The organism is Exiguobacterium sp. HVEsp1, from assembly GCF_002009685.1.
Taxonomy (GTDB): domain Bacteria; phylum Bacillota; class Bacilli; order Exiguobacteriales; family Exiguobacteriaceae; genus Exiguobacterium; species Exiguobacterium profundum.
On sequence record NZ_KV917367.1, the window covers coordinates 2,321,617 to 2,346,828 of the forward strand.

Genomic DNA, 25,212 nt, shown 5'->3' on the forward strand with positions numbered 1-25,212 from the left:
GAACAAAATATAATAAAGGCTATGATTATTTGCTTAGGATTGCAATTAATCATAGCCTTTATGACGGATAGATTTACTTTTTTATAATATATATGTGCCATGGTTCCTTACATAAACATTCATCAGACTCAAATTTATATGAGCTGTAATGCAATTTGAGCTGCACCTAACACGCCCAGTCCAATTAAAATCCATCGACTCTGTTTGAATCGCATTTCATTCTGCTTAGCGAGTGCCTCGTTGTCTTCTTTCAACTGAATTAACGTAGCTTCAGTCGAGGCCTTCACGTCATCAAGTAATTGTTGCCGCATCACGACATCACTCTCAGCCCGCGTTTTCATCTCTTCCGCACTCGTTTGTTCCCACGCAAGGCGTGACGCATTACTGTCGGCAACGGCTTGGAGGAGCTCTTGTTTCGTCGCTTCACGTAACGCATCTTGTTGCTGTTCTAATTTTTGAATGGTCGCATTCAGTTCATCGACTTGCCGCGACAGTTCTCCTTGTCCAGTTTGAAAATGAAGTCGTTGTGCCTCGTTCGCAGCATGGAAAGCAGTCGACTGTTTGGCAAAATCGTCTTTCATTTCATTTAGTGCACGTAGCCAGTTGTTGTATACCTGTTCTAACTTTTCAAATCGTGTATCGACGTATTCCATCGTCGTTTTTTGCTGTACTTGTAAATCTTGCATCTGACTCTCGGCATTGCTCATATGATTCGCAACCAGCTGTTCAGTCGAGGAAACCGATGATGCCAACGCATGTTTCATCTGCTCGATTTCTGTCGTGAAATGACCATAGAAATCGCGGAAATACGACCGCACCTGTTCGTCTAGCTCCTCGACACGTTCAACCGATCTCGTGCTATCTGAATGAACGACCTGCTTCAAATTTTGAATGCTCGAAGATAGATAGAGTTGGTCCTCTTCAAGTTTTGCTTTTAAGTCATCCACTTCTTGTTGAATCATTAGGATGGTTTGTTTCAACTGCGTATCGAGGTCGTTTAAGAAGACCTCTTGATTTAATTGTCGCAGGGACGACAATGCTTGTTCATAAAGCGTGTCTTCCGCTGCCATGGCTTGTTTCATTTCCATTCGGACACCCCAATGCTTGTATAATCTCCTCGGCATCTCGTCCGAGCGTGTATAAATAAAGTCCAGCGCTGTAACGTTCTTGAATATCGTCAGACGTTGCTTGTCGTAATAACTCTTGCTGACGTTTCGCGAAGTGCTCAATGAAGAAACTTCGGTATTGTTGTGCGTGGACCAAATCTTCTTGCCAACGTTCTTTCGTACTCGTCAATCGTTCTTGCAGTTGAATCACGCTTTGCTCAGCTTCATTCAATTCGGCCTTGAGCATATCCATCTCATGCGTGTAACGAATATCCAAGCGCACTCGATCACTCGAAAACGTTTCGGATATATCCTGTAATTGCTTATAGATGTGTTTCGCATCGTCGTAAACTAACTTACTTAGTCGCAATGCCTCCTCAAGGAGGTATTTTTTCATCCAATTCATCTGTGCCTCATAATTCTTTTGGGACAAATAACGATCTACTTTCGAGTCATCCCATGCAAAAAATTGAATCTCTCCCGGATGTGTCACTTGTAATCGAGTAGAATCGACATAATCGAGTTCAAAATAAATTGTATTCAACAACTCATTTATCGTCTTCACGTCTTCATCCAATGACTTTTCCAGCATCGAAATCGCTTGTGAAAAAGCAGTGTTCAACGCCGTTCTCGATTTAGCGTGCTGTGCTTGTATCAATGCAACATCAATCAACACTTCTTTTGGTTCACGATAATGAATCACTTCGTGTACCATTTTAAAGTGATCTATTTTGGAAACTAACTCTATCGCTTGGTTTCCAAAATCACCAACTTGGTCTTCAATCTTTTCCTTTAGCTTTTCCATCCGCTTATTCAATCCAGCGAGTTCACGTTCTGCCACATCTAAATCTTCTGTGATGTGGCGAATCTCTTCATCACTCTGACGCACCACTTCTGCATAGTATCCCGTCAAAAAACTAAAAGAAACGTGCCGATAATCAGTCTGTTCAATCCGGGCTCGTAACTCATTCAAAATCGACTGGGCTATCTCACGCGCGTCCGGTTCAAGGCGATGCATACTGGCACCAATTTCGACAGGATATACTGTACCAGGCGGTCGACCCAGGATGTCACCAATTTCACGATGATAGTAGGCGCGGAGGTCTGATTCATTTGAAATGGATTTGTCCCTTAATCGTCGTTTGACCGATTCTGGTGAGTAGGAACGAGTCAGGACGACATAAAAGTTATCCGGATAGTCATACCAATGTTGCAAATGCGTCATGCCGATATCTCGAAGGAACGTCAGGTCACCTGCCCCATTGACGATGAGACAGATATGCGATCGAGGAATCCAATGATTGACGCAACGTTCGACATGACGAAGTTCGCGTTCCTCGGCTGACTCAATCCCCGGAAGATCAAGCAGTTCGATGGCAACGTCTGCTTGTTCAAAGTAAGACTTCGGCAAGGCGATGCGCACAGGAGCGAGCGAATCGATTCGCCCCGCCTCGACATCGACCCGAAGTGCGGATAATCGTTCTTCCAATATGTCTGTCGACTGAATCACTTCGGGTTGTTGATTCGGCAAGGTGAGCACGTAGTCTTCTGTCGCAGACACACTATAACTCGTGACAGTCACTGTCGCAGATTGACCGATCTCCCGTTTCCCTCGCAAAAATGACGAGATTTCGTCAATCGCCTCTTCTTTCACACCGAGTAAATTCAAGATGAGTGTCGTTTTCCCGACCTGTGTCGGGCCGTACACCGATAGGACGACCTTCTCTTGATCCGGTGTCACATCTTCAGCATCATATAGTTGAAATCGGCTCATAAAATCGTGCTTGGCGTCAAACGCCCATTCGTACCGATTCTGTTCGAATTCAATAAATAGCTCCCGCATTGCGGAACGCCTCTTCCCGGAGCTTGCCACACTCGTTCTTCAATCGATTCACGCGTACCTCAACTTCTTCGTACAGACCAGAATTCACGTCATCCTGCCGACGGGCATGGTAGGCGTGCGTCAATTTGGCTCGCATTTCATCCATGACACTATTGACGAGGGCGAGTGTGGACTCCCGCTGATAATCAGCTGTCGCTTGAAGTACTTGATTCGCATAATCGTTACGCTCGAACTTAAATTTCTCAAGCTTTTCCGAACCTCGTTTAACGGCGAGTGCAGCGACCACTCCACTAACCCCAACTGCCGCAATACCTGTCGCCATACTTGCCGTTACCCCTAGAGCTTCAAGAGCTCCTACAACGGCTCCAAAACTGTTGAAATTCCCGTCGAGCGCATCGACACCAAAGAAGACGGCTGTCCCCGTCACCATGCGATTGGCATCAAGGACGAGTCCTGAGTACTCTTGATGAAACCCTTCCATGTCACCGATTTTAGCTTTGAGTGTCTCATATTCCTCAATCCCATCGATGACGAGATTCACATCTCCTTCTCTTCCTTTCGTCAAGATCAGGTGTTGTACAATCGTTCCAGCAATCACCGGGAGTTGTTGGGTGTGGTGGTCACCGAGTGAAACATCAAGAACAGTCGGATCTAAATAGCGATCGACCTCTGTCAACGTTACACTAAACGCTTCCTGCATCGTGTCCGTGGTCGTTGCTGCGATTTCGAGTTCAGGCTGTTTCGGAACGAGCTCATTTGTTTTCGGTTCCATGAAACTGAGAGCCGGTTTCGACGCCGTCTGCTCAATCTGTTTTAACTGAGACATATGCGGCTTATAGAGACTAAGATGTTTCCGTGTCATCGTTTCAATCGACTCCATCATCAAGATGTCCAATACACGTGGATTTTCAGTCGTATAGACCCGTTGAATAGATTCAAGCAACTCGTATCTTTCATTAAACGTCATATCTTTTTTGAAAGAAGCTCGCGCTTTATCCCATAACGTATGCTTTTCTTGCTTAATACTCTCCGTGACTTCATTCCTGCAACGTTGAACATGTGTCCCTAAACGTCCTTTTAACATTTCGTCTAACTCTTTAATGTATGTATCACGAGCCTTATCAAATAAACGTTGCATCGTCCGCAACTTGCGCTGATCATTCTTTCGGTCCGATTGTGCGATCAGTACATGCTCCAGTTTCACGAGTTCACGTGTTAGCGCCTCACCAATCATCATGAGTTTCTTGTGATGGAGTTGGAATGAATCTTGAGTGAATTGACTGTTGGACTTGAGCAATCGTTCCATTTCTTGTGGGACATTTTCGATGTCCGTATCGGCTAAAATGATTTGTGACTCGTCTGCCATACTGAACTTTTGGAACAAGTTTTGAGAAATCATCGTTCTTTTCTCTTCTGTCAACTCGCTCGCATGTGTGAGGACGAACCCAGGTGCTTTGTCTTTATACGTCGAAGCAACTTGTTGCAACAACATCTCTTGATCCATTTGGGCGAGTCGAGCATGGTTCAAGACAAGAATCATCCCCGTCGAGCATTTCAAGAAAATATCAAGAAACTTTTGCGAATCCGAACGAGTGCTCCGTTCGAATCCCGGTAATAAAGCGAGCGTCAAATGCCCGAGCACGTGGTTGTTCGGTAAAATGATTTCGAACCAAAGCATGTCGCCACTTGGATTTTGTATGCCGGTATTGAGTTGTTCTTTTGTGATTGATTCATCTTGCAATTCAAAACTTCCCGTCGCTGTCTTGATCGCGCGGGTCAATCGATAAGTGATTGTCGTTGCGTTCGCGTCAGATGAGAGAAGCACTGGACGTTTTTCTCCAACTCCGACTTCTGACAACAAGAGGTCGTCCGGTAAATCGAGCATTCGTTTGACAACGAGTGTTTTGCCGGCACTTTGTAAGCCGGCTACACTGACGATATGACGGTTAGAGAATAGGTTTAACACGTTTAAATCTTTGTATAGCCCTTCAATCGTCGTCGTGTCGAGGTTGAGTCGATTCGCTTTTGCAATCAATTCGTGAAGTTCATGTAGCATCGTCTGCATTGTGAACTCTTGTTTAAAATCAATCAAGTGGCCCATTTTTTCGTCTCCTTTGTCGAATCATAAAATGTGTTGTTCATGCACAACACGAATTCGATTTCATATGTATAACTTCAAAAAGCGCGTCCTCTAAACAAGTGAGAGACCGCGCATCAGATCCGTTCGTCTTTATCCGATCATGCAATTATTTTCGTTCAGACTCTTTGCGAATCGTTCCGATTTTTTTATCGCTTCGTGTATCTCTTCCATCTGAGTTTCGAATTGTTCCCGGAGGCAGACCGTGTTTTTTCTCAAATGTGCCGACCGTGCAGTCACTTCTCGTTTTGCGCGCCATGTTCTCACTCCTCATCCTTCATTACTTGTTTCATTTTAATACAAAATCTAACAATTGAAGATAATATTTTTTCTTTTTTATGGAAATGAATTGAGGTTTTTTAATCTTCGTTCTATTAGAATGCTCAAACAGTCATTAAATTGTGATTTTATATAGTAGAAACAATAATGTTCTATTAACAGTTCATTCTTCTAATTTCTTAACCAAAGAACAATTGCACACACTACGCTTACGTAACTTATTTGAATTCGACAATATACACGGTTTTCCCCCCCAAAAAAAAGGCTGACCTTATGTCAAACCTTTTGTAAGAAATATTCAAAACGCTCAATTCAAAGAAATTTCGTTAACTTCTCAATTTTTTCAATCGTATCTTTTTGATGGGCTTTGATTGCAAATTTTAGTAAATCATTGATCGCTTGATGTTGATCATGAAGTTGATTCGCCACCATATAAATTTTAATATTCTGTAACACATCCTCATCCAAAATAGATTCTAAACCGTTTGAAAAATCATTTACTTTTTTATGTTTTTTCGGCGTTGTTGCAATTGGTTCCCGTTCAAACTTATCGTTCTCTTGAACTATATCGATATATCGCTTTCCATCAACTGTGACAAATTTTAGCGGCGGATTATTTCCAACATTATTTCTTATATTACGTTCTAATGTTTGCATGAATGAATTTGACGGATTGATAGCTTTACTAGGACGCAATAATTTTTTATTTAATGCTTCCTCTACAATTTCTTGAGAAGTCATCATGCGCTTTTTTTCTTTAATCAGTATAGCCGCAGCCTGTTGGATACTATATGTTTCTATATTATTATTCACAATCAACCTCTCCCTCGCTAAATAAGATGAGAGACACTCAAGCCTGCTCTCATTTACTTTTTACTTTATTATATACGATTTAAGCACATCGACCACTTGCTCGAATCTGACCTCTCCCTTTGAGGCGAATAAACATCGGCGTTCTCTCATGACTGGATACTTTCTTTAAAGTCGTGAAAATCGTGCATTTCCGAAGATGCGATGCAGTATTCGAATGATTTATGCCTTTCAATATACAAATTACCATTTTTTTGAACACCTCTAAACTTCCTGCCCCGTTTCGTTCACTGTATCGATCCCAGGCTTCTTGTAAAGTAAGAAGTTCATTCCGAACACAGGTGGCTGTAAAATGAACTTTTCCATATCCATTTCTGCACTTGTCATAAACATAGTCTTGGTCCGAGAGATTTGAGACGAAAGAACCCCATAGGTTGATTTCAACTTCCTTGGCAGGGGAACAACGTCTAACAACGCTCAACCATTCTTCAGATCCCGGTAAAATTTTCGCCACTGTGTTATCATCGCTTCTATTCATATATCGTAACGCCTCTATAAATTTTAATTTACAAATATAAGAATATATATCTGAAATTTAAAAAAGCAGACTAGATGTAAATCATCTAGTCTGCCGCTTGTTTATTATAGTGAAGTTACTTGGCTGCGATAGTGTCGCTCCGCTAGTGGGGCAATATCTGCACTCGTTAAAAAGTTGTTTTTTGGAAGATCATATTCATACTGATGTTGATTGTAAATCACCTCATGCAACTGTACATCCGATAATCCCTCTGAGATGTTAGGAAACTCAAAACCAGCTTCAGAAATAATCTCTTCAATCAAAAAATCGAGACGCTCTTTGCCAGCTTCTGTGATTACATATTCACCTTCTGCTAAACGTTTGAGAAGGTGGTCCATAGTCAATTTCGACAAGCTCCCATCAATCAAAGCGCGTGTATCATTTGTTTGACGATCTTTTAAAGTTTTCCAAACCTGAAGATTCTTGGTCAGACGGTTTGTCAACTTTTCATTCGTCACTGGATTTGCGTCTACTTCATCAATAGCTTTCGCCTCGCGCAAAATAAGATAGTGAATTTGTGCTGTCATAAACAGTTCATTCTTCATAGATTCTGTCCCCTTTTCAGATGAATTAATTGCCAACAAATTCAATTATATACAAGTGTTAATCGTTAAGGAGGATGTTTTTTGAAATATAGATAAGTGTTTCGAATATACCTTACTTTAGTTTCGGAACAATTCTACAAATCATAATGCTCCATATACCAGTCCGCTAAATCATTGAAAGTATCATATGAAAGAAGGAGATTATCAGAATAAGGTTCCAATACTCTGAAACCTTTATTCCATGCAATAAGGTTTATCAAAATCTCATCCATGTCGTCCAAGATTCCGACAGCATCTAGAGCGATAAGAGACAATTGTTCAATATAGTCGTACCCTAGATTTGTGAGACAAAGTTCACCACTCTCTAACTGTGCAATTCTACCTTCACGCTTTTCATAATGTATTATCTCGAAGAGCATAGATCTCACTTTGTCAATCCGATCTTCCACAAGATAGGAAGCGTACTGCAATTCCATCTCCAATTCTTGATATATTTCTCTAATTGACATCTCACATTTTGTTAGACGATTGTAAACAAGATAGCGAAGTTGATAGTAAACTCTACACGCCTTCTCACGATTAATAAAGGCACTTACTGTTTCATTGAGCACTTCGATCTCTTCAAAAGAAAAAGAATGGTTCATCAAAAGTTCTTCTGGCGTACATTCGTTATGAACGTCACTTACGCTCTCTTCATTCTGACTATCAAAGTTAAATATATTTGTATTCATGCTACTTTTTAGTGTGTCCCAACTTTCAAGTTCACTTTCATCAGGCCATTCAAAAGTGGATTCTTCACTATTACCCAATTGTTCCTGCGATAAATCTGTCTCAGTGACATCATCTTCCCAAATTAAACGTCCCCACTCTTTTACCATAATCAGGTCGAGCATCTCATCTGATATAATCTGATGGTCACGTTCCCAGTCATATAACACACTCTGCATTTCAAGCTCACTATCTCCATCCAATGTGACTTGAAGCGTTTCAAAAAATCCTTCCATGACACTATCAATGGCTCTAGAATCACACATATCAAGCTCGAGTTTTTCTTTAAAAGATAACTGTACCCCGTACTCTTTCATCTGATTGAACACTGTAAAAAGCGGGTCTTCTAAGTTTCCTGATGTCACGAGCACTTCTTGTATCCGATTTAACGGTTCACCGAGAACATGAGACAGTTCGAAATAAGTCGTAACTCCCTCACGATACAACACATAAATTGCTGCTGCGACTTGAAAGAACATCTCTTCTGGGATTGGTTCATTTAACTTTGGTGCCATCTTAACGCCTCCTAGATTTTCAAATAGAGTGGAATAAGCAGACCGATTTAGTTATCAAAGAACGCCTTATAAACCGAGACCCATTACTTCACTAAGATACCCCTCCTTCTTCTTCCAAAAAAATCATATCATAACCAGTGATAAAAATCAAAGATTAATCTTAAATCACAACAATATAATGATTAATCATTAATCACATCATTTGTGTTATGATGTGATTTTACCAACTCGAAAGTCGATATACTCTTCTTGCATGAGTTCCCAGTCGACAGAGAACTATACATATCGTTTCTATATCCGTAATTGTCTCCAGAAAAGACTAAGCGACTTGAATCCTGTCGAATATAGGACTCAAGCCGCCTAGGTCAATTTTCATTATTCGCCCTGTCCACTTGACGGGTAGCAGTTCATTTTCAATATCCCTTCATCTTTAACTTTACAACAACGTGATACCATACCCGACAAGTCCGAGTAGGCCGACCCCTGTCATTGCAATCCCCGAGATCCGCGTGACTTGGTTTGGTCTAGGATGTCGGAGAAAAAAGATACCAACCCCGATGACGACTAGCGCCAAGAATACGATTAGAATCGTTAAGATGCCCTGCATGGATATCCCTCCTTACGCACGCATGTAGTAAATTTTTGCGTTTTTCATCTCAGTCGAGAGCTGGATGATTTGTCGTGCTACATTTCCGTATACCCCGGCTGCAGCAAGTGCTGTCGTCAACGTACCACTCCCAGCTGTCGGAAGGGAGAGGACAAGCGCGATTCCTGATAGTAGCACCGTTATTGAGGCCCCACCAAGAATGAGTAGCTCGAGGTTATTGATCTTGTCGACCGATTGCTTAAACTGATTTAAATTTGATTTTGTGCTTGATTTATATGTGACGGTCTTCGCATTCTTTTGAATCACCGAGTCCCCTTTTGGCATCGTGATGTTCCACTTCTCGGGACTGCTGTGGGTAATTGTATATTCATAGTTACTAAACGTATTTTCTCCCGTAGTTGCGGCACGTGCGAGTGCGACTGGTTGATTCGACGAAGCCGCTTCGAGTTGAATCGTGACTGGTTCTTTTCCGTTGACGACGACCGTTACCGTGTTATCAAGTTTATCAAACGTCGCAACGGTTTCAACTTCGTTCTCTAGCGAACGAACGACACGCTTTGTGTCCGTCTCCTCGATTATTTCCGTTTGGGGCACAGTCCCTTCTTGCATCGATACAGGTTGCTCATTCTCTGCCGCATGACCGGTCCCGACGGATAATGTAGAAGTGAGTAGGATTCCAGTCAATGGGATGATGAATCGTTTTGACATCGTCTCATCCTTTCCATTTTTTGATGGGTTGAAGATGCCTCTACCTTACGCCCCTCCTAAACAGAGTGGAACCCTATACAAAATTCGACTCCGTATTTTATGACAGATGAAACGGATTAGTCATCTATTCCTTTAGGACAATGTCACAAAATCGGACAAAAATTGGATTGTCTGGAGTTTGATTCATCGAATCGTCATCTTGTCGTACACAAAGCGTCTTCAAACTGACATATGCATCGCAACAAAATAATAAAACAGCTAGAATCGACGTATGGTCGACTCTAGCTTAAATGATGAATCCTATCCTACCTCGACACCTTAACCGTCTTCACCGTCGACCCGTATTTGTTCTTGCTCGTCACCTTGATCGGCGTCCCGACTTTTTGCTTATTGATCGAGAACGAGTAATTTCCTTTCGCGTCGGCCGTTCGCTTATACGACTTCTTCCCAATCGTCATCGTGACGGTCGCCCCTTTCTCGGTCTTGCCACTCACTTTCGTCGAACGGACCGAAACGCGATTGACCGACAATACCGGTAGCAAGTGACTGGAGGATACCTTCAACTGATAGGTCCCGGTGTGCGAGGTGCCCATACCGCCTTGCACGTAGACAAAGTAGTCCCCTTTTGGAAGAACCACCGATTCGTCATAGCGTCCCGGTTCAATGGACGAGCTGTATAGATAAGTCGACAATACCTGATCGCCTCGAAGGTTCTTCACCGTCAAGCTCGCGGCACGATCGATGAAGGACAGCAATTCCACCCGGACCCGACTTTCTTTCGGTAACGACAGTTTGTACACATCAATCGAATCGTTCCACGAAATCAGCCCGGTACGTGATGTATAGAACGGGAACCTTTCCGCTTCGACCGACCCATTGTTCGGCTCTCGCTCTTGATTCTTCGCAGGTTTGAACGAACTGAGAATCTCATAGACACCCGTATTCGACCGATACGTCAAATCGTATACGTTCAGGTAATAGATGCCGGGTTCCAAGTCGAACACCATCTTCTGTTTCCCCGGATTGTTCATCGATCCCGATACTGATTTTTGATAAATCGACGTGTTCATCTCATCTATTAATTCGAAGTAGACCTGTTGCGAGACAAAGCTCGTCAACTCCAATTGAAGTTGACCCGCTTGTTTCAGTTCGATCCGATACACATCGCTCCGATCTTGCAACGTCAAATGACCTGTTATCGTTTTTTGAAGCGGCAACGGTTGAGCCAAGAGCGTACCGTCGTTCGGCTCCATGTCATCAGTCGTCACTGGATTAAAATCTGTCAGAATCGCGTATTTACCAAGAGCATAACTGAACTGAAGTCGATACGTGCCTTGATTCAAATCAAGCGTCTTGTGATAACGTGCCGGGGAATACTGACTTCCGCGAACCCATTCATACACGACGGAACGATTGTTTTCATCGACCACGGTCACTAACGTATTTGCCATCTCGAGCGTCAAATCCAGTGTCAATTTCCCGTTTTGAGGTAACGTCACCTCGAAGGTCTGGTTCGCCTCCCCCTTCACGAGCTCGCCTTCTAGTACTTCTCCGAAGACTAAATCATGTGTCGTCGTTTCAGCAGCTATAGGTGTGATCGCCATCGCCCCTTGAATCCAAATCAATAACAGACAAACGAATACAATACGCTTCATCGCTTTTCCCCCTGACGTCATAGAGAAAGACTGACTAGTTCGTCAGTCTTTCTACTTTAATTCATAACTACTACATTCAGAATATCCAAGATATAAACATTGTCGGTTTTAACCCTACCCTTAATCGATCTTTAAGCGATGCAACTGAATCAACGAATTCCATTTGTCATAATCATCTGTATAGTAGTCATTTGTTATAGTTGTCCAATACAGAGCACCGTTACGATATATGACGTCTTCATCCATAGGCAATCTTGCTTTCGGTACATCAATTATTTTTGTCAACTCGTCCCCAAACGTCGAAAAGATTTGTAACTTCGTACGACTGAATTGACTATCATTAAACTCTTCCCACATCACGATGTATCGACCGTCATCTGTTGAAATAATTTTTGGGTATGCAGCATCTAAAGTGCCTTTATAGTTTGTCACCCATTTAACATTCCTGTCTAATGTGTCTTCATCTAAAAAATATCTTCCTGGGCCTGTGCTTGGTTGATTTCCGATGATTTTACGCATTTCACCTTTTACAAGAAATAAATCATCTATATTCGAAGTTTCCAAATAGCTACTTACATCAGTTTTAAAGAACTGTAAAAAAAGATTCCTTGACTCGTTTCGACGGGACATGGCCGGGGAAGCCGACAACGTCTTCTCTGATGCGCCTAGAAGGGCATATCCGCCTCTTCCTTCCGCAATTCCTCCAAGTTGTGAAAACGTATAATTATATCCATATGCCCAGTCTTCACCTTCTCTAAAGTGAAATGGTGTGAAGTCAAATAATTCTAAATCAACAAGATGATTGATTTCAAATCCTCTTGAATATGCATCTCCTTGATCTACAAATACAGTGTTACCATCTTTCAATGGCAGTATTTGTTGATTAAATGAATGACTGACGTAAGGCTTTTGGTAGGTGATTGGTGTCATAGTCTTCGCATCTGCATACACGACTTATGAGGATTGGTGATTGAATCCATCTTCATGAGCGAACATTTGTCTAGCGAAATGGGCAATTAGCACATCCTTTTGATATACGATTCGCGCATTACCTGAATTAAAAGGTGCTTTCGTGTCTAATTCTTTTCCATTCCAAGATATCGAGTCCATTCGTTTTCCATCTGAATCGTATTTTGTAATCATGATGCTCGATGACAGATGATCTTGTTCGTCTAAATACCTTCCCCACAGAATGTAATAGTTTCCTAAGGGATCGAGCGTGATATCTCCAAACTTGATCCATTCTTTTTTAAAAGTAATACGCTTTTTTACCTTTAAAAAACGATCATATACAACGAGACGAACATCTTTGTCTGTTTCATAGGCAACATGTGTCTGTTTATAATTATCTTTTAAGATTGCCGTACCACCACTCTTATCGCTAAAGGGCGATAGATAGTAATCTTCTAAATCAACAGTTCCTCCATAGAGATTTTTTGATTTAAGGACGGTAAATGTTTTTACGTTCGGTTTAAATATTCCGCTCTTCACTTCGACCTGTATCGATTGTTGTTGCCCTGTTGCTGACACTAACCGGATTGTCGTTTTTCCAATACGATGCCCCATCACGACGCCATTTTCATTCACGCTAGCAATGCGAGGTTCATCAGATGACCATTTTAACGCAACCTTTCGATGTGATGGCGTGATGTCATAGCCAACCATCATACCGTTCCCAACGAAGAGGTCAAACTTTTTCTTTTTCAATTGAATTGCTGTTTCAATTTCTGAATAAGGTAAATCTTTAGTTCCGTCCCCACTGTATTTTGCAATACAAATGTGCACAATAATGCAACGAAAAGTACAGAACTTTGCCAGCTGGGTTTTAGTGTTTCGACAACGCATGCGTGACGCGATAACTGTCACCTGTGAAGTTTAATATGTGAGCGTGATGGATGACGCGATCGACGAGTGCCGCCGTTAGGCGCGCGTCGCCAAAGATGCGATTCCACTGACTGAACTCAAGGTTGGATGTGATGATCAGGCTCTTTCTCTCGTACCAGTCGGTGATGAGATGGAACAGGAGTTCCGCAGATTCTTTTGTGAGAGGGATGTATCCCATCTCGTCCAAAATAATAAGGTCTGCCGATTCGAGACGTGAATGGAAGCTGCTCAGCTTTCCATCCCTCCAGGCCTTGTTGAGTTGCTCTACGAGCTCGGAGACCCGGAAGAACCTCACCTCATAACCTTTGTGACAAGCTTCTCTCCCGAGTCCGATGGCCAAGTGGGTCTTTCCCGTCCCCGGGGACCCTGTCAGAACGACGTTCTGTGAATGTTCGACGAAATTCAATGAGGTCAGTTCGTCCTTATCCAAATGCTTCGGGAAGTAGATGTGATTGCCCCAGCGATAGTCGTCGAGTGACTTGTTGTTGATGAATTTAGCCTTTTTGATAAACCGTTGCGCCTTCGCTTCTTCGCGGAGGCGCATTTCCATAGAGAAAAGCTCCATAAGAAATTTTTCAGGAGATTCCGTCGGAATCGATTCATAGATTTCGGCGACGTAGGCAAGGCGGAGCGACTTGCACATTTCTTTTAGGCTCATGCTGTGCCACCTTCTCCCCACGGCCGATTCAAGCTATCGTACTTGCTCCAGTCCACATCGTATGGATGGTCCTCAACCACGGCTGGGGCGTCGTCCTCGCTCAGTAGCTCGTACAGGCTTTCATTGATCTCTAGGATTGGATACAGCGCGAGCTTGGCTCGGATCCAGGCCAGTCGTTCCTGCCGGACAAGTAAGTTCGGCACGCCCAGGTACTCTTTGATTCTACCCGGCAGGTATTCGGAATAACGGGAGTGACCGAAGCTTCTCGGCTTCTTGTGCCAGGTGCTGATGATGTTTTCCCACGGGAGCGCACGTTTTGTCATCATGTAGGGTCGTTTTTCTTCGTAGAGGATTTCTCCATAAAGTGAGAGAATCTTCATCGAATCCCATCTTAGGATGGCGCGTACTTGCCCATGGCGAGACCCTGAAGGGATCAAGACTTTCGTCTTATCGATTGTTATTTCGCCGTACTTGTTCACCTTGAACAGTTCTACTTTGAAGACGGGGAAGTCTTCTTGCGGCAATCGCAATAGATGTCTCTGCTCTTCTTCGAACAGCTCACGGATCAGTACATGCTTTTCGTAATGCACTCGCTCCATGTCGTCCCGTAGGGAAACCGCGAGCTGTCGGTTCATCGAATCGTAATCATGCATGACAGGGGCCGGGACAAGAAAGTTGTATCGAACGTATCCCACCTTGTTCTCGACACTTCCTTTCTCGTTCCCGCTGTAAGGATTACAGCTTTGGACTTGGAACCCATAATGAGCCATGAACTGCAGGAAAGCATCTGTATAGATTGCCTCTTCTTTCGTCGTTCGCGGTTGGATGACAGCGGCGGGGAGATTATCGATTCTGAGCTGTTGCGGCACACCGCCGATTTCTTCAAAAAGCATTTTGAGTCCCGTCAGGAAACACTCTTGGTTTTCTGCGGGGAGGGCGACGGCTGCAGTGCGGTTGCTGAAGGGAAGACTCATGACGAGGCACTTCACATCGACCGCATGACTATCTTTGACGACTTCCATCGTCCCGAAATCCACCTGCGCCTCACCCGGAGGGTGCTGCAGTCGTTCATGCCTTGTGTCGTTTTCCTCTTCGCTCGTCATATGCCAGCTCTTGATGAAATTACAGACCGTCCGGTAAGAGCCCTCGAATCCGTTCGCCACCAGCGTTTCATAAATCTTTTTATTCGTTCGTCTCAACTTTTTCTGAAGCATCTGATCCTCGGTCAACCAATCCTCGACCATCTCGCCCCATTTCGTTCCGTACATCATGCCCCTCTTGGGGCGAATGGTTTCACTCGGTAATTGAGCTGAATCCGCGTATTTTTTTACCGTCCTCCAATTGAGGTCTAGATTTTTAGCGATTCGATTAATCGAATGTGATTTGTGGTTTCTGAGAAATTTGATACAATTGATATCGGACATTGCTAGCATTCCTTCCATCTCCTAACGTTCTTGTGTCGCAACTTAAACGTTAGGGTGAGATTATGATTGCTGGCAAGTCCTTTTTCTTTTCAAAAATAGGAGTGCAGAGTTGTGTACGTTTCCGTTGCACACTTCTGCACTCCTATTTTGCATTACACACCCACTCTGAGGTGTCCATTTTGATTTATTTAAGTAAAATGCAGGACGGACTCCAAGTCCTTCATTTGGAGAGTATGAATAATAAGATTCGTCTCGATTAATTGAAAGATTAGTTGTTCCTTCACGATCTGGACCGAGAATCCAATAAGAATCTGAATGCATCTCCCGATATGATTCATTTTTTATTTGTTTGGCTACCTTTCCAACGAGTAAATCCTGATGTTGAAACACGTAGCGCTCTATCTCATCAATTGAAAGAATAAACATACGATCGGTTACTCGTTCGCGATAAGCTAAATCTGAATTGAGCAGTACATCCCTTCCATGTTCGTCATTCACATAATAAGGTGCCTCTTCACCACTGTGATGAAATTGTTTATCTTCTTCATCAAGAATAACGTCACGAGTGACTTCCAGTATGGCTGATCGTTCACCTTCTGAAAAAGTAGTGGCTAAGAAGCCAGCTTCATGATCGTATGCAAGATGAGAAGGAATAACCGAATCTGCACGTGGGATTCCAGTTTTCCAAGAGATAACTTGTTCTGAACTATTCAGCCATTGCCGAATACTAGAATCAGCCCAACGGTTACTACCTGTTTCTCTTCGTTCATCACCTGTTTCTTGATCGGTTGAATCAAATGCTTTCCAATCTAAAATTTCATTAGAAAATAATAATGGATTTCCATCAGAATCAACATGAATAACGTCCCATATAAGTACTTGGCCATTTTTTTGTCCGAACTCAATCTTGTCACCAATTCTATAATTCGTGGCCTCAACGCTTATCGGTATACAGAACACGATAATCATTAGGATGAACCCAAACAGTTTCGTTCTCATTTGCTTCATCATCACTTCTCCTGTCAGTATAAATTTGAATAAAGGGAGATGGCTTTTCAGCACCCCCCTTTAGCAATCATTATTTCGTTACTTTCACCGTCTTCACAGACGACCCATACTTGTTCTTAGTCAAGATTTTAATACTCGTCCCAGCTTTTTGCTTACTGATGGCGAACGAATAGTTGCCTTTCGAATCAGCCTTACGCTTATAAGACTTCTTCCCAATCGTCATCGTGACGGTCGCCCCTTTTTCTGTCTTCCCACTCACCTTCGTTGATCGGGTTGTGACTTTGTTGATTGATAGTACAGGTAATAGATGATTAGATTTAATGATTAAGTCGTATACTCCCGTATCATCATTTCCAAAGTAGTCTTCAATTTGAAAATAATAGGTCCCCTTCGGCAATAGCAATGTCTTTAAAAACTGATGTGGATCCTTCACCGATCCATAAACGGTTTGGGATAGATATAATTCACCATCGGCACTATACACTCTCACCCTAACCTCTTCTGCAATAGATGTAGTCAAATCGATGGTAACTTGACTCGATTTTGGAATGTCAAAACGATATAGATCGATTGGGTCATTCCAAGATAGAAAGCCTTTTTGCTTAGTGTAGAACGGAAACTTGACTGATTGAGAAGGCGAATTATTTGGCTCTGCTTCCTGATTATGTGCAGGGTTGAATGTAGTTTCTAGTTGATAGACGCCCGTATCATCCCAAAACATTCCTTGCTCAATGTATAAAAAATATGTCCCCGGTTCTAAATCAATCTCGACATCTTTTTTGCCAATCTGTCCTTTGAATGCCGTTACTTGATGTTCGAATGCGATTGTTTCATTTGAATCCATTAATCTGATATTGACGTCATCCATCTCAGATAAGAAAGATATGTGTAATCGACCCGGTTCATTCAATCGCAACTCATGTACATCTTTTGAATCTTGACGCGAGAAAAATCCCTTTGTTGATTTTCCAATCATGAGTTCTTGAGCGGTCAATGTATCATTATTTGGTTCTGCGTCATCCGTTACAACAGGTGTGTATTCTGTTGTGATATTGAATTTCTTCCAGACTGTATTCCAAGCATTATCATATACATTTACTTTTAAGTAATATGTACCAGCTTCAAGATGAAGCGTGATTTCTTTTTTCTTCCTCTCTGTTTCAATCCTATTTTCCATATCTAAAAAAATACTCTGCTCATTTGAGTCCTTTAGACTTACATATAACTCGTCCTGAACGGCTGAATCAATACTCAAGGTTAATTTACCTGTCTGAGGTAGTGTAAACGTATACGTTTCTTCCGTTTGTGTTTGTGATAGTTCTCCTGTCTCCGTAGTGTTCAAAGGCAATAATTTCGGACTACTTTCCGCACTGGCTAATGGCATAGTCGATAAAATCAACAGCATTCCAAGTAGTGAAGCGATTCCTTTTTTCCATATCTTGCTCATCGTTCCTCATCCTCCATTCGAGTCGCTACGCTTTATTTTATCGAGTTCTAAAGGTTCGAAACGCTTGGTTTTGAACGATATGGAAAACCGATTCTCAGATTCACTTTTTTATCGTTCGACAAAATTCGTCGACTCTAACGCTTGTTGTCCTATAAAAAAATGACCTTAGAATCCTCTAAAGTCATTCCATGATGAATGCCAGTCATTCAACACTCTGCTCCACTTTACTTCGGCGCACTTTCAAACAATCGGAACATACGCAACTTGCCACTCGTATCGTAATACATCCAGACCGTATGTTTTTGTTTCGTACGGTATGCAGCAATCTTTCCGACAGAGCGCTTCTCCCACGATTTGTTTCCTCTTATCGTCTCAAATGATTTAGACTTCTTCGTCCAGGTTTGAATCGGTTTCCCGAATGCGCGCTGTACGACCGACTCGGTGATATTCGGACGCTTGTAGTTCCAGAATGAGAGGACAATCTCATTTACTTTTTTGGAACGGTTCGTCGCAGCGTACATAAAATCATGGTGATACTTCCCTATCGTCGCTATCTTTTTGTCGATTAAAAGCTTGCCGGCAGGGGCCTTCACTTTCGCATACAATGTTCCGATCTTATGGTCCGCCCCATCAAATGTTCCATGTTGGTCGAGGGATTTCTTATGCGCCTTCAACCACTCGAGGTCCGTGAGTGGCGGTGGCGGCACCACTTTCACATGGAATAAGGTCGTGTGCTCTTCATAAGTAGCATTCACCACGACCGGTCCCGATTGTTTCCCAACGAACATCCCTTTTTCAATCGCCAACCGTTCTGGAGAAGTCGTCGTCCACGTCACGCCCTCTGTGATTGTCTCTTTCGTTCCGTCCGCACGTGTGACAATCAAACTCGGTCGTACCTTCGTGTCGGTCTCAATTCGCTTCAACTCCGGATTGACCGCGATGGAGCGAATGCGTTTGTCGAGTGAAGACGTGTCATAAATCTCGATTCGTTTCCCAATCGAAATAAACCGAGTCGAATCCGGTGTGAACACGACCCGTCCCGGTTGGACGGAAGAATAAATCCGTTTGCCCGTCTTAAAGTCATAGAGCGACGTCTCGTTCGAGAAAAACGTTCCATTCGGACTCATCATAATCGCGCCCGTTATGTCTAACTCTCGAGAAAATGTACCTTTCGCATTCCATTTATATTCATATAACTCTCCTAACTTTGTCGTCATGACAACCATGCCATCATTCGTCACATCAAAGGATTCAATCAAATCTCCAATTCCTATCGAAGATATTATCTCTCCTTCATGGCTATATAAGGTTATCATCGCTTTCTCACCGATAGCGATGAAGTCCTTTGATACACGAAGTTGCTGATTTGGTGGACCGTATCGTTCATTTCGACTAATCAATACTTGTTTCTTCACTTCGTTCGTCGCGACGTCATACCAAACAAGATCCGAGGATTCCGTTAGAATAACGGCGACTGATGAGCCCGGCAAGAAACGAGCTTGTATCTGATCGTCATTGAAGGAAATCGTCATATGCTCCCATTTCGCTTCTTGTAACGTATGTCGTTCCATTCCTTTGGCATCGTATGTCACAAGTCCTGATGACTGCTTCGTGAGCACCCACTGCTCGTCGTCACTGACATCCAATACGTCCGTCGCTTGTCCCTTCACATGATGAACAAGGGACCCGTCCGACAATTGATACGTCCGATATCCATCTACTCCGCCGATATACATCTGTTCGTTCCCCACAACATAGTTCGTCGGATTCTCCACATCGATTGAGCTAGTCGGCTCGACGACGAGGGCTGCCTCTACTGTGGAATACGAGAAGAGACTAAAGAGGACCAGTAATCCTGTCATTCTCAACCATCGTTGCATGTTACTCACATCCTTTGTTTGATTTGCTAACGCATAACTCATTTCTTGATCCATCGGTCTCATCATTGTAAAAACCAATCTTATAAAAGAGGACCGACACATTGCCGAACCCTCTCACTCACTCATGATTATTGTTTCATTTAGTTACTTTCAACGTCTTCACAGACGACCCATACTTATTCTTGCTCGAGATTTTAATGCTCGTCCCTACTTTTTGCTTGTTGATTGAGAACGAGTAATTTCCTTTCGCATCGGCCGTTCGCTTATACGATTTCTTCCCAATCGTCATCGTGACGACCGCCCCTTTTTCGGTCTTCCCGCTTACTTTCGATGAGCGGGCTGTCACTTTGTTAACTGCAAGCGTTGGCAAGAGATGACTCGACTTGACCTGGAGTGTGTACTTTCCTGCATTGTAGTAATGAGATGATACATTTTTTACTGCGACATAGTATGTCCCAGCTGATAATTTAAATGTTTGATTATGCGTTGCAGGAGTGATGGCCGAACTAATAATCGTAGATTCGCTGACCAACTCATTGTCGTAGTTATATAATGCAATTTTTGCTTCTGAGTCAATGTATGATTTTAGGTTGAGTGTCACATTACTTAGTTTCGGAACACTTACTTTGTAATAATCTACACTGTCATTCCAAGATAGGAATCCAGATATCGGTTTATAAAAACTTAAAGCCATTGCCTGCACCGAACCATTATTCGGTTCGGTTTCCTGATTGTTTGCAGGCTTGAATGATGTAAGAAGTTCATAGATTCCAGTGTTGTATAATTCGGAACTTCTTTTTATCTTGATAAAGTAGTTACCTGCTTCGAGATTTATCGATCTGTCATATTTCACAGCAGTTTGACTATCACTATTCTTCTCAACATCAAGTACGACATTGTTCTCTTCATCAGTTAATACTAAGTCTGTATCCCCATATACAAGGGATGACCAATCAATTGAAAGGGTCCCTGCCTTCTCTAATGACAAACGATACACATCGGTCCGGTCTTGGACAGAAAGAAATCCACTTACCTTTTTATTGAACGTTAGACTTTGCGCGGATTCATTGCCGTTATTCGGTTCAACATCATCCGTTTTTTCTTCGTAAAATTCCGCAGTCAATTCATAATCGTCATCTTTGTATTGTGAGCCGTCCCACAACATAAAATAGTACGTACCTGCTTCAAGATCATAACCGATAGATTTAGTGGTCGGGACATTCTGATCGCCATAGATTGATTTTTCAACGATTGTGCCATATGACTCCTCTGACAGTTGATAATTGACCCCATAAAAAGTCGACTTCAACTGAAGAGACAAATACCCCCTTTTCGGCAATTCGATTTTGTAAATCACTCGATTTTGCTCTTTCGAGAGTGTACCAGTTACCGTACTGTTCAATTGAAGCGTTTCTTCTGCTTCACCAATCAACGGCTGCATAAGAGAAACACATAAAACCGTTACCAGGATTTGAATTAGTTTCTTAGTCATTCTCATCTTCCTTCCATTATCTTTTTAATGACATTATATCCAGTAAAAGGTTTTTAAAAATTGTTATTTAACTTGAAATGGGAATCGTTTTTTCAATTTTATCTCATGCATGAGATAAAATTTGAACTTCCTTTACAACAATCCTTATTTCCAAAAATAAAACGCCACAAAAGATTTTAACCACTTTTGCAGCGAGTCTTATAGAACTTATGAGCGATTCATCTCAATACTATTTAATCTTGAAATGAGCTTGGTACTTTGTTCAATCAAATGAAGATGTGATGTTACTCTCTCAATTTGATAGCCATAATCAATTAACTGAAACTTAGCTTGCCCGATATCATATTTTTCAAATAGTCGATAATATTCTTTAGCCTGATCTCGAGTAAATTGCCGTTGAGCATTTCGTATACAAGAATATATCTGATTCGGTCGAACAATGATCCACTCGGTTTCATTTTCAATTACAACATTGTCATTCGAAATAACAATGATTGGCTGGACATAAACTTTGTTTGTTGTAGTTTGAGTCACAAATTTTTGAGTCAAATAGACATGCCTATTGACTTGATCAACGATTCTTGAACTTTTCTCATCGACTTGCCATTCGGAATAAAGAGAATTTCTTTCGTACCACAGACCGTCTTTAGAAATTTTAAGGTATTGGTCGCCAGTCGATTTAATATTCTTTACTTCTAAGGTGAAAATCCCGTTTTCAGAGAAAATCAGTACATCATTTTCGACAGTACCATCCTCGCCCATATCAATACGATTACCAAACAAGGTCATGTAATCGCCTTGATACTTAAGCAATTCCTTTTCCACGACTTGTTCTCCTAATACACCTCTTTGTAACCTTTTAAAATCCTGATTTAGTTCTTTGTTTAGCACTTCAACTTTATTCAGCTCATTCTTTAATAAATGTGGATCACGAAGTATTTGCTTATACATTTCAGGTATGTTTAGTGTTTTGAAATACTCATATATCGATTCCGTATTCAGGCTCGAATGATATATGTTTTGTTTAAATGTACTGATGGTATTTTCATAAAATTGATTGATTTCTTTATCCCAATGATTTGCCATGATTTGCTCTAAATCAGATTTCCATTTCTGTAGTAGCATGACGGCATCATCATTTGTTTTATAAATAATCTTTTCATTTAAATCGAATGAATACAGATTGTCACCATCAGACATGAATTCAACCTCTTGAATCATCTGATTCAAATCTTGTAAGTATAATGCCGTGTTCCGTCTGATTTCGTTCAATCGTTGTTTTTCGAGCTTTTCTGCTTTTCTTTGATTACGTTTATATGAATATTCTCTTTTCTTATAACGCAAGTATTCCGGAAGATTATAAATGGAAGCAACCACGAATCCTACAATACTCCAAAACATCCCAAACTCTAAATCGATTGAAGATGAAATGATGAGAAGACTAAACACTATCGCACCCGCACCCATTTTGAGTGCAAATTTAACATTACTCATTAAGTAAGAAGTGAAATTCATTTAATCGCTCCTCATTATGGTTAAAAATTTCCTAAATCTGTTCGTATTTTTTATACTCTTTATATACTCCATAAGCTCGAAACAGTCCTGGAATCCAGCCTACAGCAATTGCTACACCAAATTTCAGGGAAAAAGCCATTATTCTAGCGTAAGCACTTCCATAACCGTTCCAACTACCAATTATCCCCAAAACATTTCTCCAGTTGTACACAAAACCTAGAGGGTACAACAAAATAACAGCAAAAATCACATAACTACTTGGGTCTAAAAATACATCCATACCAGATAGTCCATACTTCATAAAAAAGGAGATGATAAATGCAAATAGTAACGCTCCACCAATTGCCAACAACCCTCTGATTCGTTTCATTTCGTTTTCGTAATCCATAACTCAACACTCCTTTTTCAATTTCATATTAATAATTATAGTGAAATACAAAAGAAATGAAATGAACTATTTTTCAATTATTGGAAATAAGTTTCTTAAAAATCTGAACTACCTATATTTCACATTTTTTATTTAGCATTCAAGAAAAATTGAATAATCAAGTGTTCACTTAATATGATTTACTTGCTAACTAGTTTAAAAAATTTAAATTTAGATGATTCGAAATCGAAAAAGTAAAAATCTCTTTTATCATTTTTTCCTACGTAAATTAGCAGCCACCTTTACTATGTAGTTTTAAACATAGAAAAAACCGAATCCGACATTCCATCGAACTCGGCCTCGCTTTTTCTTTTCTACTTACTTAGAAACCTTAACCGTCTTCACAGACGATCCATACTTGTTCTTGCTCGAGATTTTGATGCTCGTCCCGGCTTTTTGTTTGCTGATGGAGAACGAATAGTTTCCTTTCGCATCAGCCGTTCGCTTGTATGATTTCTTCCCAATCGTCATCGTGACCGTCGCACCTTTTTCCGTCTTGCCACTCACTTTTGTCGAACGGGCTGTCACTTTGTTGACAGACAAAGCGGGTAAAAGATGTGTCGACGTGACTTTCAGCTTATACTTTCCGGTGTCATCTGTCCCATAATCGTCACGAACGGATAAATAATAGGTTCCGCGCATCAATGTGATGAACTCTTTATATCGTCCCGGCATTTTAGCAGACCCATAAACATATTGGTCCATCAGCTTATTGTTATTCGTATCAAACAACGTGACCGTAGCATAATCTTCAACGTACGAGGTCATATCAATTCCGACTTTACTCGTTTTCGGAATACTAATCTTGTAGACATCAATTTGATCATTCCATGAGAGGAATCCGGTTTGTGTCTTATAGAACGGGAAGGCCTTCGCTTCTACCGTACCGTTGTTCGGCTCCACTTCAGTGTTCATTGCCGAAACAAACGTTGCTTTCACTTCATACACACCCGTGTCATCGTTTGAAGATTCATCGTATACACGTAAATAGTATTGTCCCGGTTCTAAATTAACATTTCGGAAGAATTTCACTGGATTTTTGGAGGTTCCTTCGATATATGTTCCATAGACTTGCGTATTATATTCATCGATTAATTGAATCATCGTGTATCCGTCAACATATGAGGACAAATCCACCGTCAGTGTCCCGGCTTTCGTCAACTGAACTCCGTATACATCCACAGTGTCTTGTGTAGATAAGTAACCCCGTGTCTTTTTACCAAACGTGAGCTTCTGTGCCTCTGCCGTTCCGTTATTCGGCTCGACATCTTCTGTAGCCGCTGCTTTGAAAGTCGTCTTGATGAAATACTTACCAAGCGCGCCACCTGTATCGTCGTTTGATACCGTCAATCGATAGGTCCCTTTTTCTAAGTCACGGACATAGACCGCTCGCCCAGGATTTTTTGAATCTCCTTCAATATACGTTTGGAAAATATAATTATTTTGACTATCCCTAAAATGGAAATTCCCGTTCGAATCAATCGATGAGTTTAAGTCGATCGTAATTCGTCCCGCCTCTGTCAATTCTAATTCATAGGTCTGCTTTTCATCACCTTTGATTATCTCCCCATTCACTTGTCCTTGCATAGGTAATGTATACCGTGACTCCGCTGCATTAACGTTCACGACAGTCGAAATCATGACGAACATGACGACGAGTGAAGAGATCAATTGATACATGCTTCGTTTCATCTTTGTTCCTCCTCCATTCAATCAATACGCTTCATTGTAGCCTCTGTGTATCGATTTGCGTGTCTTCTTTTGAAGCATACGGAAATCCATTTTTCAAATTTGGATATGAATCGTTCGACAAGATTCGTCACGCCCGCCCCCTCATTTTCTCCAAAAGAAAAGAACCACTATTGACGATTCCATCCCTTCATTTCATACTCTTCCCAACCTGCTTCATCTTCTCTGTACTCTCTCA

Annotated in this window: 21 protein-coding genes; all 21 read right to left on the reverse strand. The window is 41.7% G+C overall.

Going from position 1 to position 25,212, the window contains the following annotated elements:
• Positions 1-134: 134 nt before the first annotated feature.
• The 21 genes from BV910_RS11860 to BV910_RS11950 all read right to left on the reverse strand — a co-directional run bounded on the left by BV910_RS11860 (position 135) and on the right by BV910_RS11950 (position 24,977).
• Positions 135-1,088, reverse strand: a complete 954-nt coding sequence (locus BV910_RS11860; protein WP_078147478.1) for a hypothetical protein — start codon at positions 1,086-1,088, stop codon at positions 135-137.
• Complete coding sequence (locus BV910_RS11865) at positions 1,045-2,949, reverse strand: hypothetical protein (protein ID WP_078147479.1); 1,905 nt, start codon at positions 2,947-2,949, stop codon at positions 1,045-1,047. Before BV910_RS11865 ends, BV910_RS11860 begins: the two co-directional genes overlap by 44 nt.
• The gene (locus tag BV910_RS11870) at positions 2,930-5,050 is read right to left on the reverse strand and encodes a hypothetical protein (protein ID WP_078147480.1); all 2,121 of its coding nucleotides are present in this window, start codon (positions 5,048-5,050) and stop codon (positions 2,930-2,932) included. The genes BV910_RS11865 and BV910_RS11870 overlap by 20 nt, the downstream gene beginning before the upstream one ends.
• 145 nt (positions 5,051-5,195) lie before the next feature.
• Entirely contained in the window at positions 5,196-5,345 is a 150-nt protein-coding gene (locus tag BV910_RS14820) for a hypothetical protein (protein WP_168169863.1), read from the reverse strand.
• Between the two features lie 332 nt (positions 5,346-5,677).
• Entirely contained in the window at positions 5,678-6,178 is a 501-nt protein-coding gene (locus tag BV910_RS11875; RefSeq protein ID WP_078147481.1) for a hypothetical protein, read from the reverse strand.
• Between the two features lie 639 nt (positions 6,179-6,817).
• Positions 6,818-7,297 (reverse strand): hypothetical protein, encoded by a 480-nt coding sequence (locus tag BV910_RS11880; RefSeq protein ID WP_078147482.1) that lies wholly within the window; start codon positions 7,295-7,297, stop codon positions 6,818-6,820.
• 134 nt (positions 7,298-7,431) lie between these two features.
• Positions 7,432-8,580, reverse strand: a complete 1,149-nt coding sequence (locus BV910_RS11885) for a hypothetical protein (RefSeq protein ID WP_078147483.1) — start codon at positions 8,578-8,580, stop codon at positions 7,432-7,434.
• 436 nt (positions 8,581-9,016) lie between these two features.
• The gene (locus tag BV910_RS14825) at positions 9,017-9,187 is read right to left on the reverse strand and encodes a hypothetical protein (RefSeq protein WP_168169864.1); all 171 of its coding nucleotides are present in this window, start codon (positions 9,185-9,187) and stop codon (positions 9,017-9,019) included.
• 12 nt (positions 9,188-9,199) lie between these two features.
• On the reverse strand, positions 9,200-9,895 hold the full coding sequence (locus BV910_RS11890) for a geobacillin-26 family protein (RefSeq protein ID WP_078147484.1): 696 nt from the start codon (positions 9,893-9,895) through the stop codon (positions 9,200-9,202).
• Positions 9,896-10,200: 305 nt separating this feature from the next.
• On the reverse strand, positions 10,201-11,550 hold the full coding sequence (locus tag BV910_RS11895; RefSeq protein ID WP_078147485.1) for an Ig-like domain-containing protein: 1,350 nt from the start codon (positions 11,548-11,550) through the stop codon (positions 10,201-10,203).
• 120 nt (positions 11,551-11,670) lie between these two features.
• Positions 11,671-12,480 (reverse strand): hypothetical protein, encoded by an 810-nt coding sequence (locus BV910_RS11900; RefSeq protein ID WP_078147486.1) that lies wholly within the window; start codon positions 12,478-12,480, stop codon positions 11,671-11,673.
• A gap of 24 nt (positions 12,481-12,504) precedes the next feature.
• Positions 12,505-13,335 (reverse strand): Ig-like domain-containing protein, encoded by an 831-nt coding sequence (locus BV910_RS11905; protein ID WP_168169865.1) that lies wholly within the window; start codon positions 13,333-13,335, stop codon positions 12,505-12,507.
• A gap of 40 nt (positions 13,336-13,375) precedes the next feature.
• Positions 13,376-14,092, reverse strand: coding sequence for an IS21-like element helper ATPase IstB (gene istB, locus BV910_RS11910; RefSeq protein ID WP_078145977.1), 717 nt, complete (start codon positions 14,090-14,092; stop codon positions 13,376-13,378).
• Positions 14,089-15,534, reverse strand: a complete 1,446-nt coding sequence (gene istA, locus BV910_RS11915; RefSeq protein WP_371328152.1) for an IS21 family transposase — start codon at positions 15,532-15,534, stop codon at positions 14,089-14,091. The genes istB and istA overlap by 4 nt, the downstream gene beginning before the upstream one ends.
• Before the next feature lie 42 nt (positions 15,535-15,576).
• Positions 15,577-16,524 (reverse strand): DUF6273 domain-containing protein, encoded by a 948-nt coding sequence (locus tag BV910_RS11920; RefSeq protein WP_078147488.1) that lies wholly within the window; start codon positions 16,522-16,524, stop codon positions 15,577-15,579.
• 70 nt (positions 16,525-16,594) lie between these two features.
• Complete coding sequence (locus tag BV910_RS11925; protein WP_078147489.1) at positions 16,595-17,971, reverse strand: Ig-like domain-containing protein; 1,377 nt, start codon at positions 17,969-17,971, stop codon at positions 16,595-16,597.
• Between the two features lie 224 nt (positions 17,972-18,195).
• On the reverse strand, positions 18,196-19,851 hold the full coding sequence (locus BV910_RS11930) for a hypothetical protein (RefSeq protein ID WP_143404786.1): 1,656 nt from the start codon (positions 19,849-19,851) through the stop codon (positions 18,196-18,198).
• Positions 19,852-19,987: 136 nt separating this feature from the next.
• Complete coding sequence (locus tag BV910_RS11935) at positions 19,988-21,343, reverse strand: pre-peptidase C-terminal domain-containing protein (RefSeq protein WP_168169866.1); 1,356 nt, start codon at positions 21,341-21,343, stop codon at positions 19,988-19,990.
• A gap of 207 nt (positions 21,344-21,550) precedes the next feature.
• The gene (locus BV910_RS11940) at positions 21,551-22,858 is read right to left on the reverse strand and encodes a nuclease-related domain-containing protein (RefSeq protein ID WP_078147492.1); all 1,308 of its coding nucleotides are present in this window, start codon (positions 22,856-22,858) and stop codon (positions 21,551-21,553) included.
• Between the two features lie 31 nt (positions 22,859-22,889).
• Positions 22,890-23,246 (reverse strand): hypothetical protein, encoded by a 357-nt coding sequence (locus BV910_RS11945; protein WP_078147493.1) that lies wholly within the window; start codon positions 23,244-23,246, stop codon positions 22,890-22,892.
• 357 nt (positions 23,247-23,603) lie between these two features.
• A complete protein-coding gene (locus BV910_RS11950) occupies positions 23,604-24,977 on the reverse strand; it encodes an Ig-like domain-containing protein (RefSeq protein WP_078147494.1) in 1,374 nt (457 codons plus the stop codon).
• Positions 24,978-25,212: the final 235 nt, after the last annotated feature.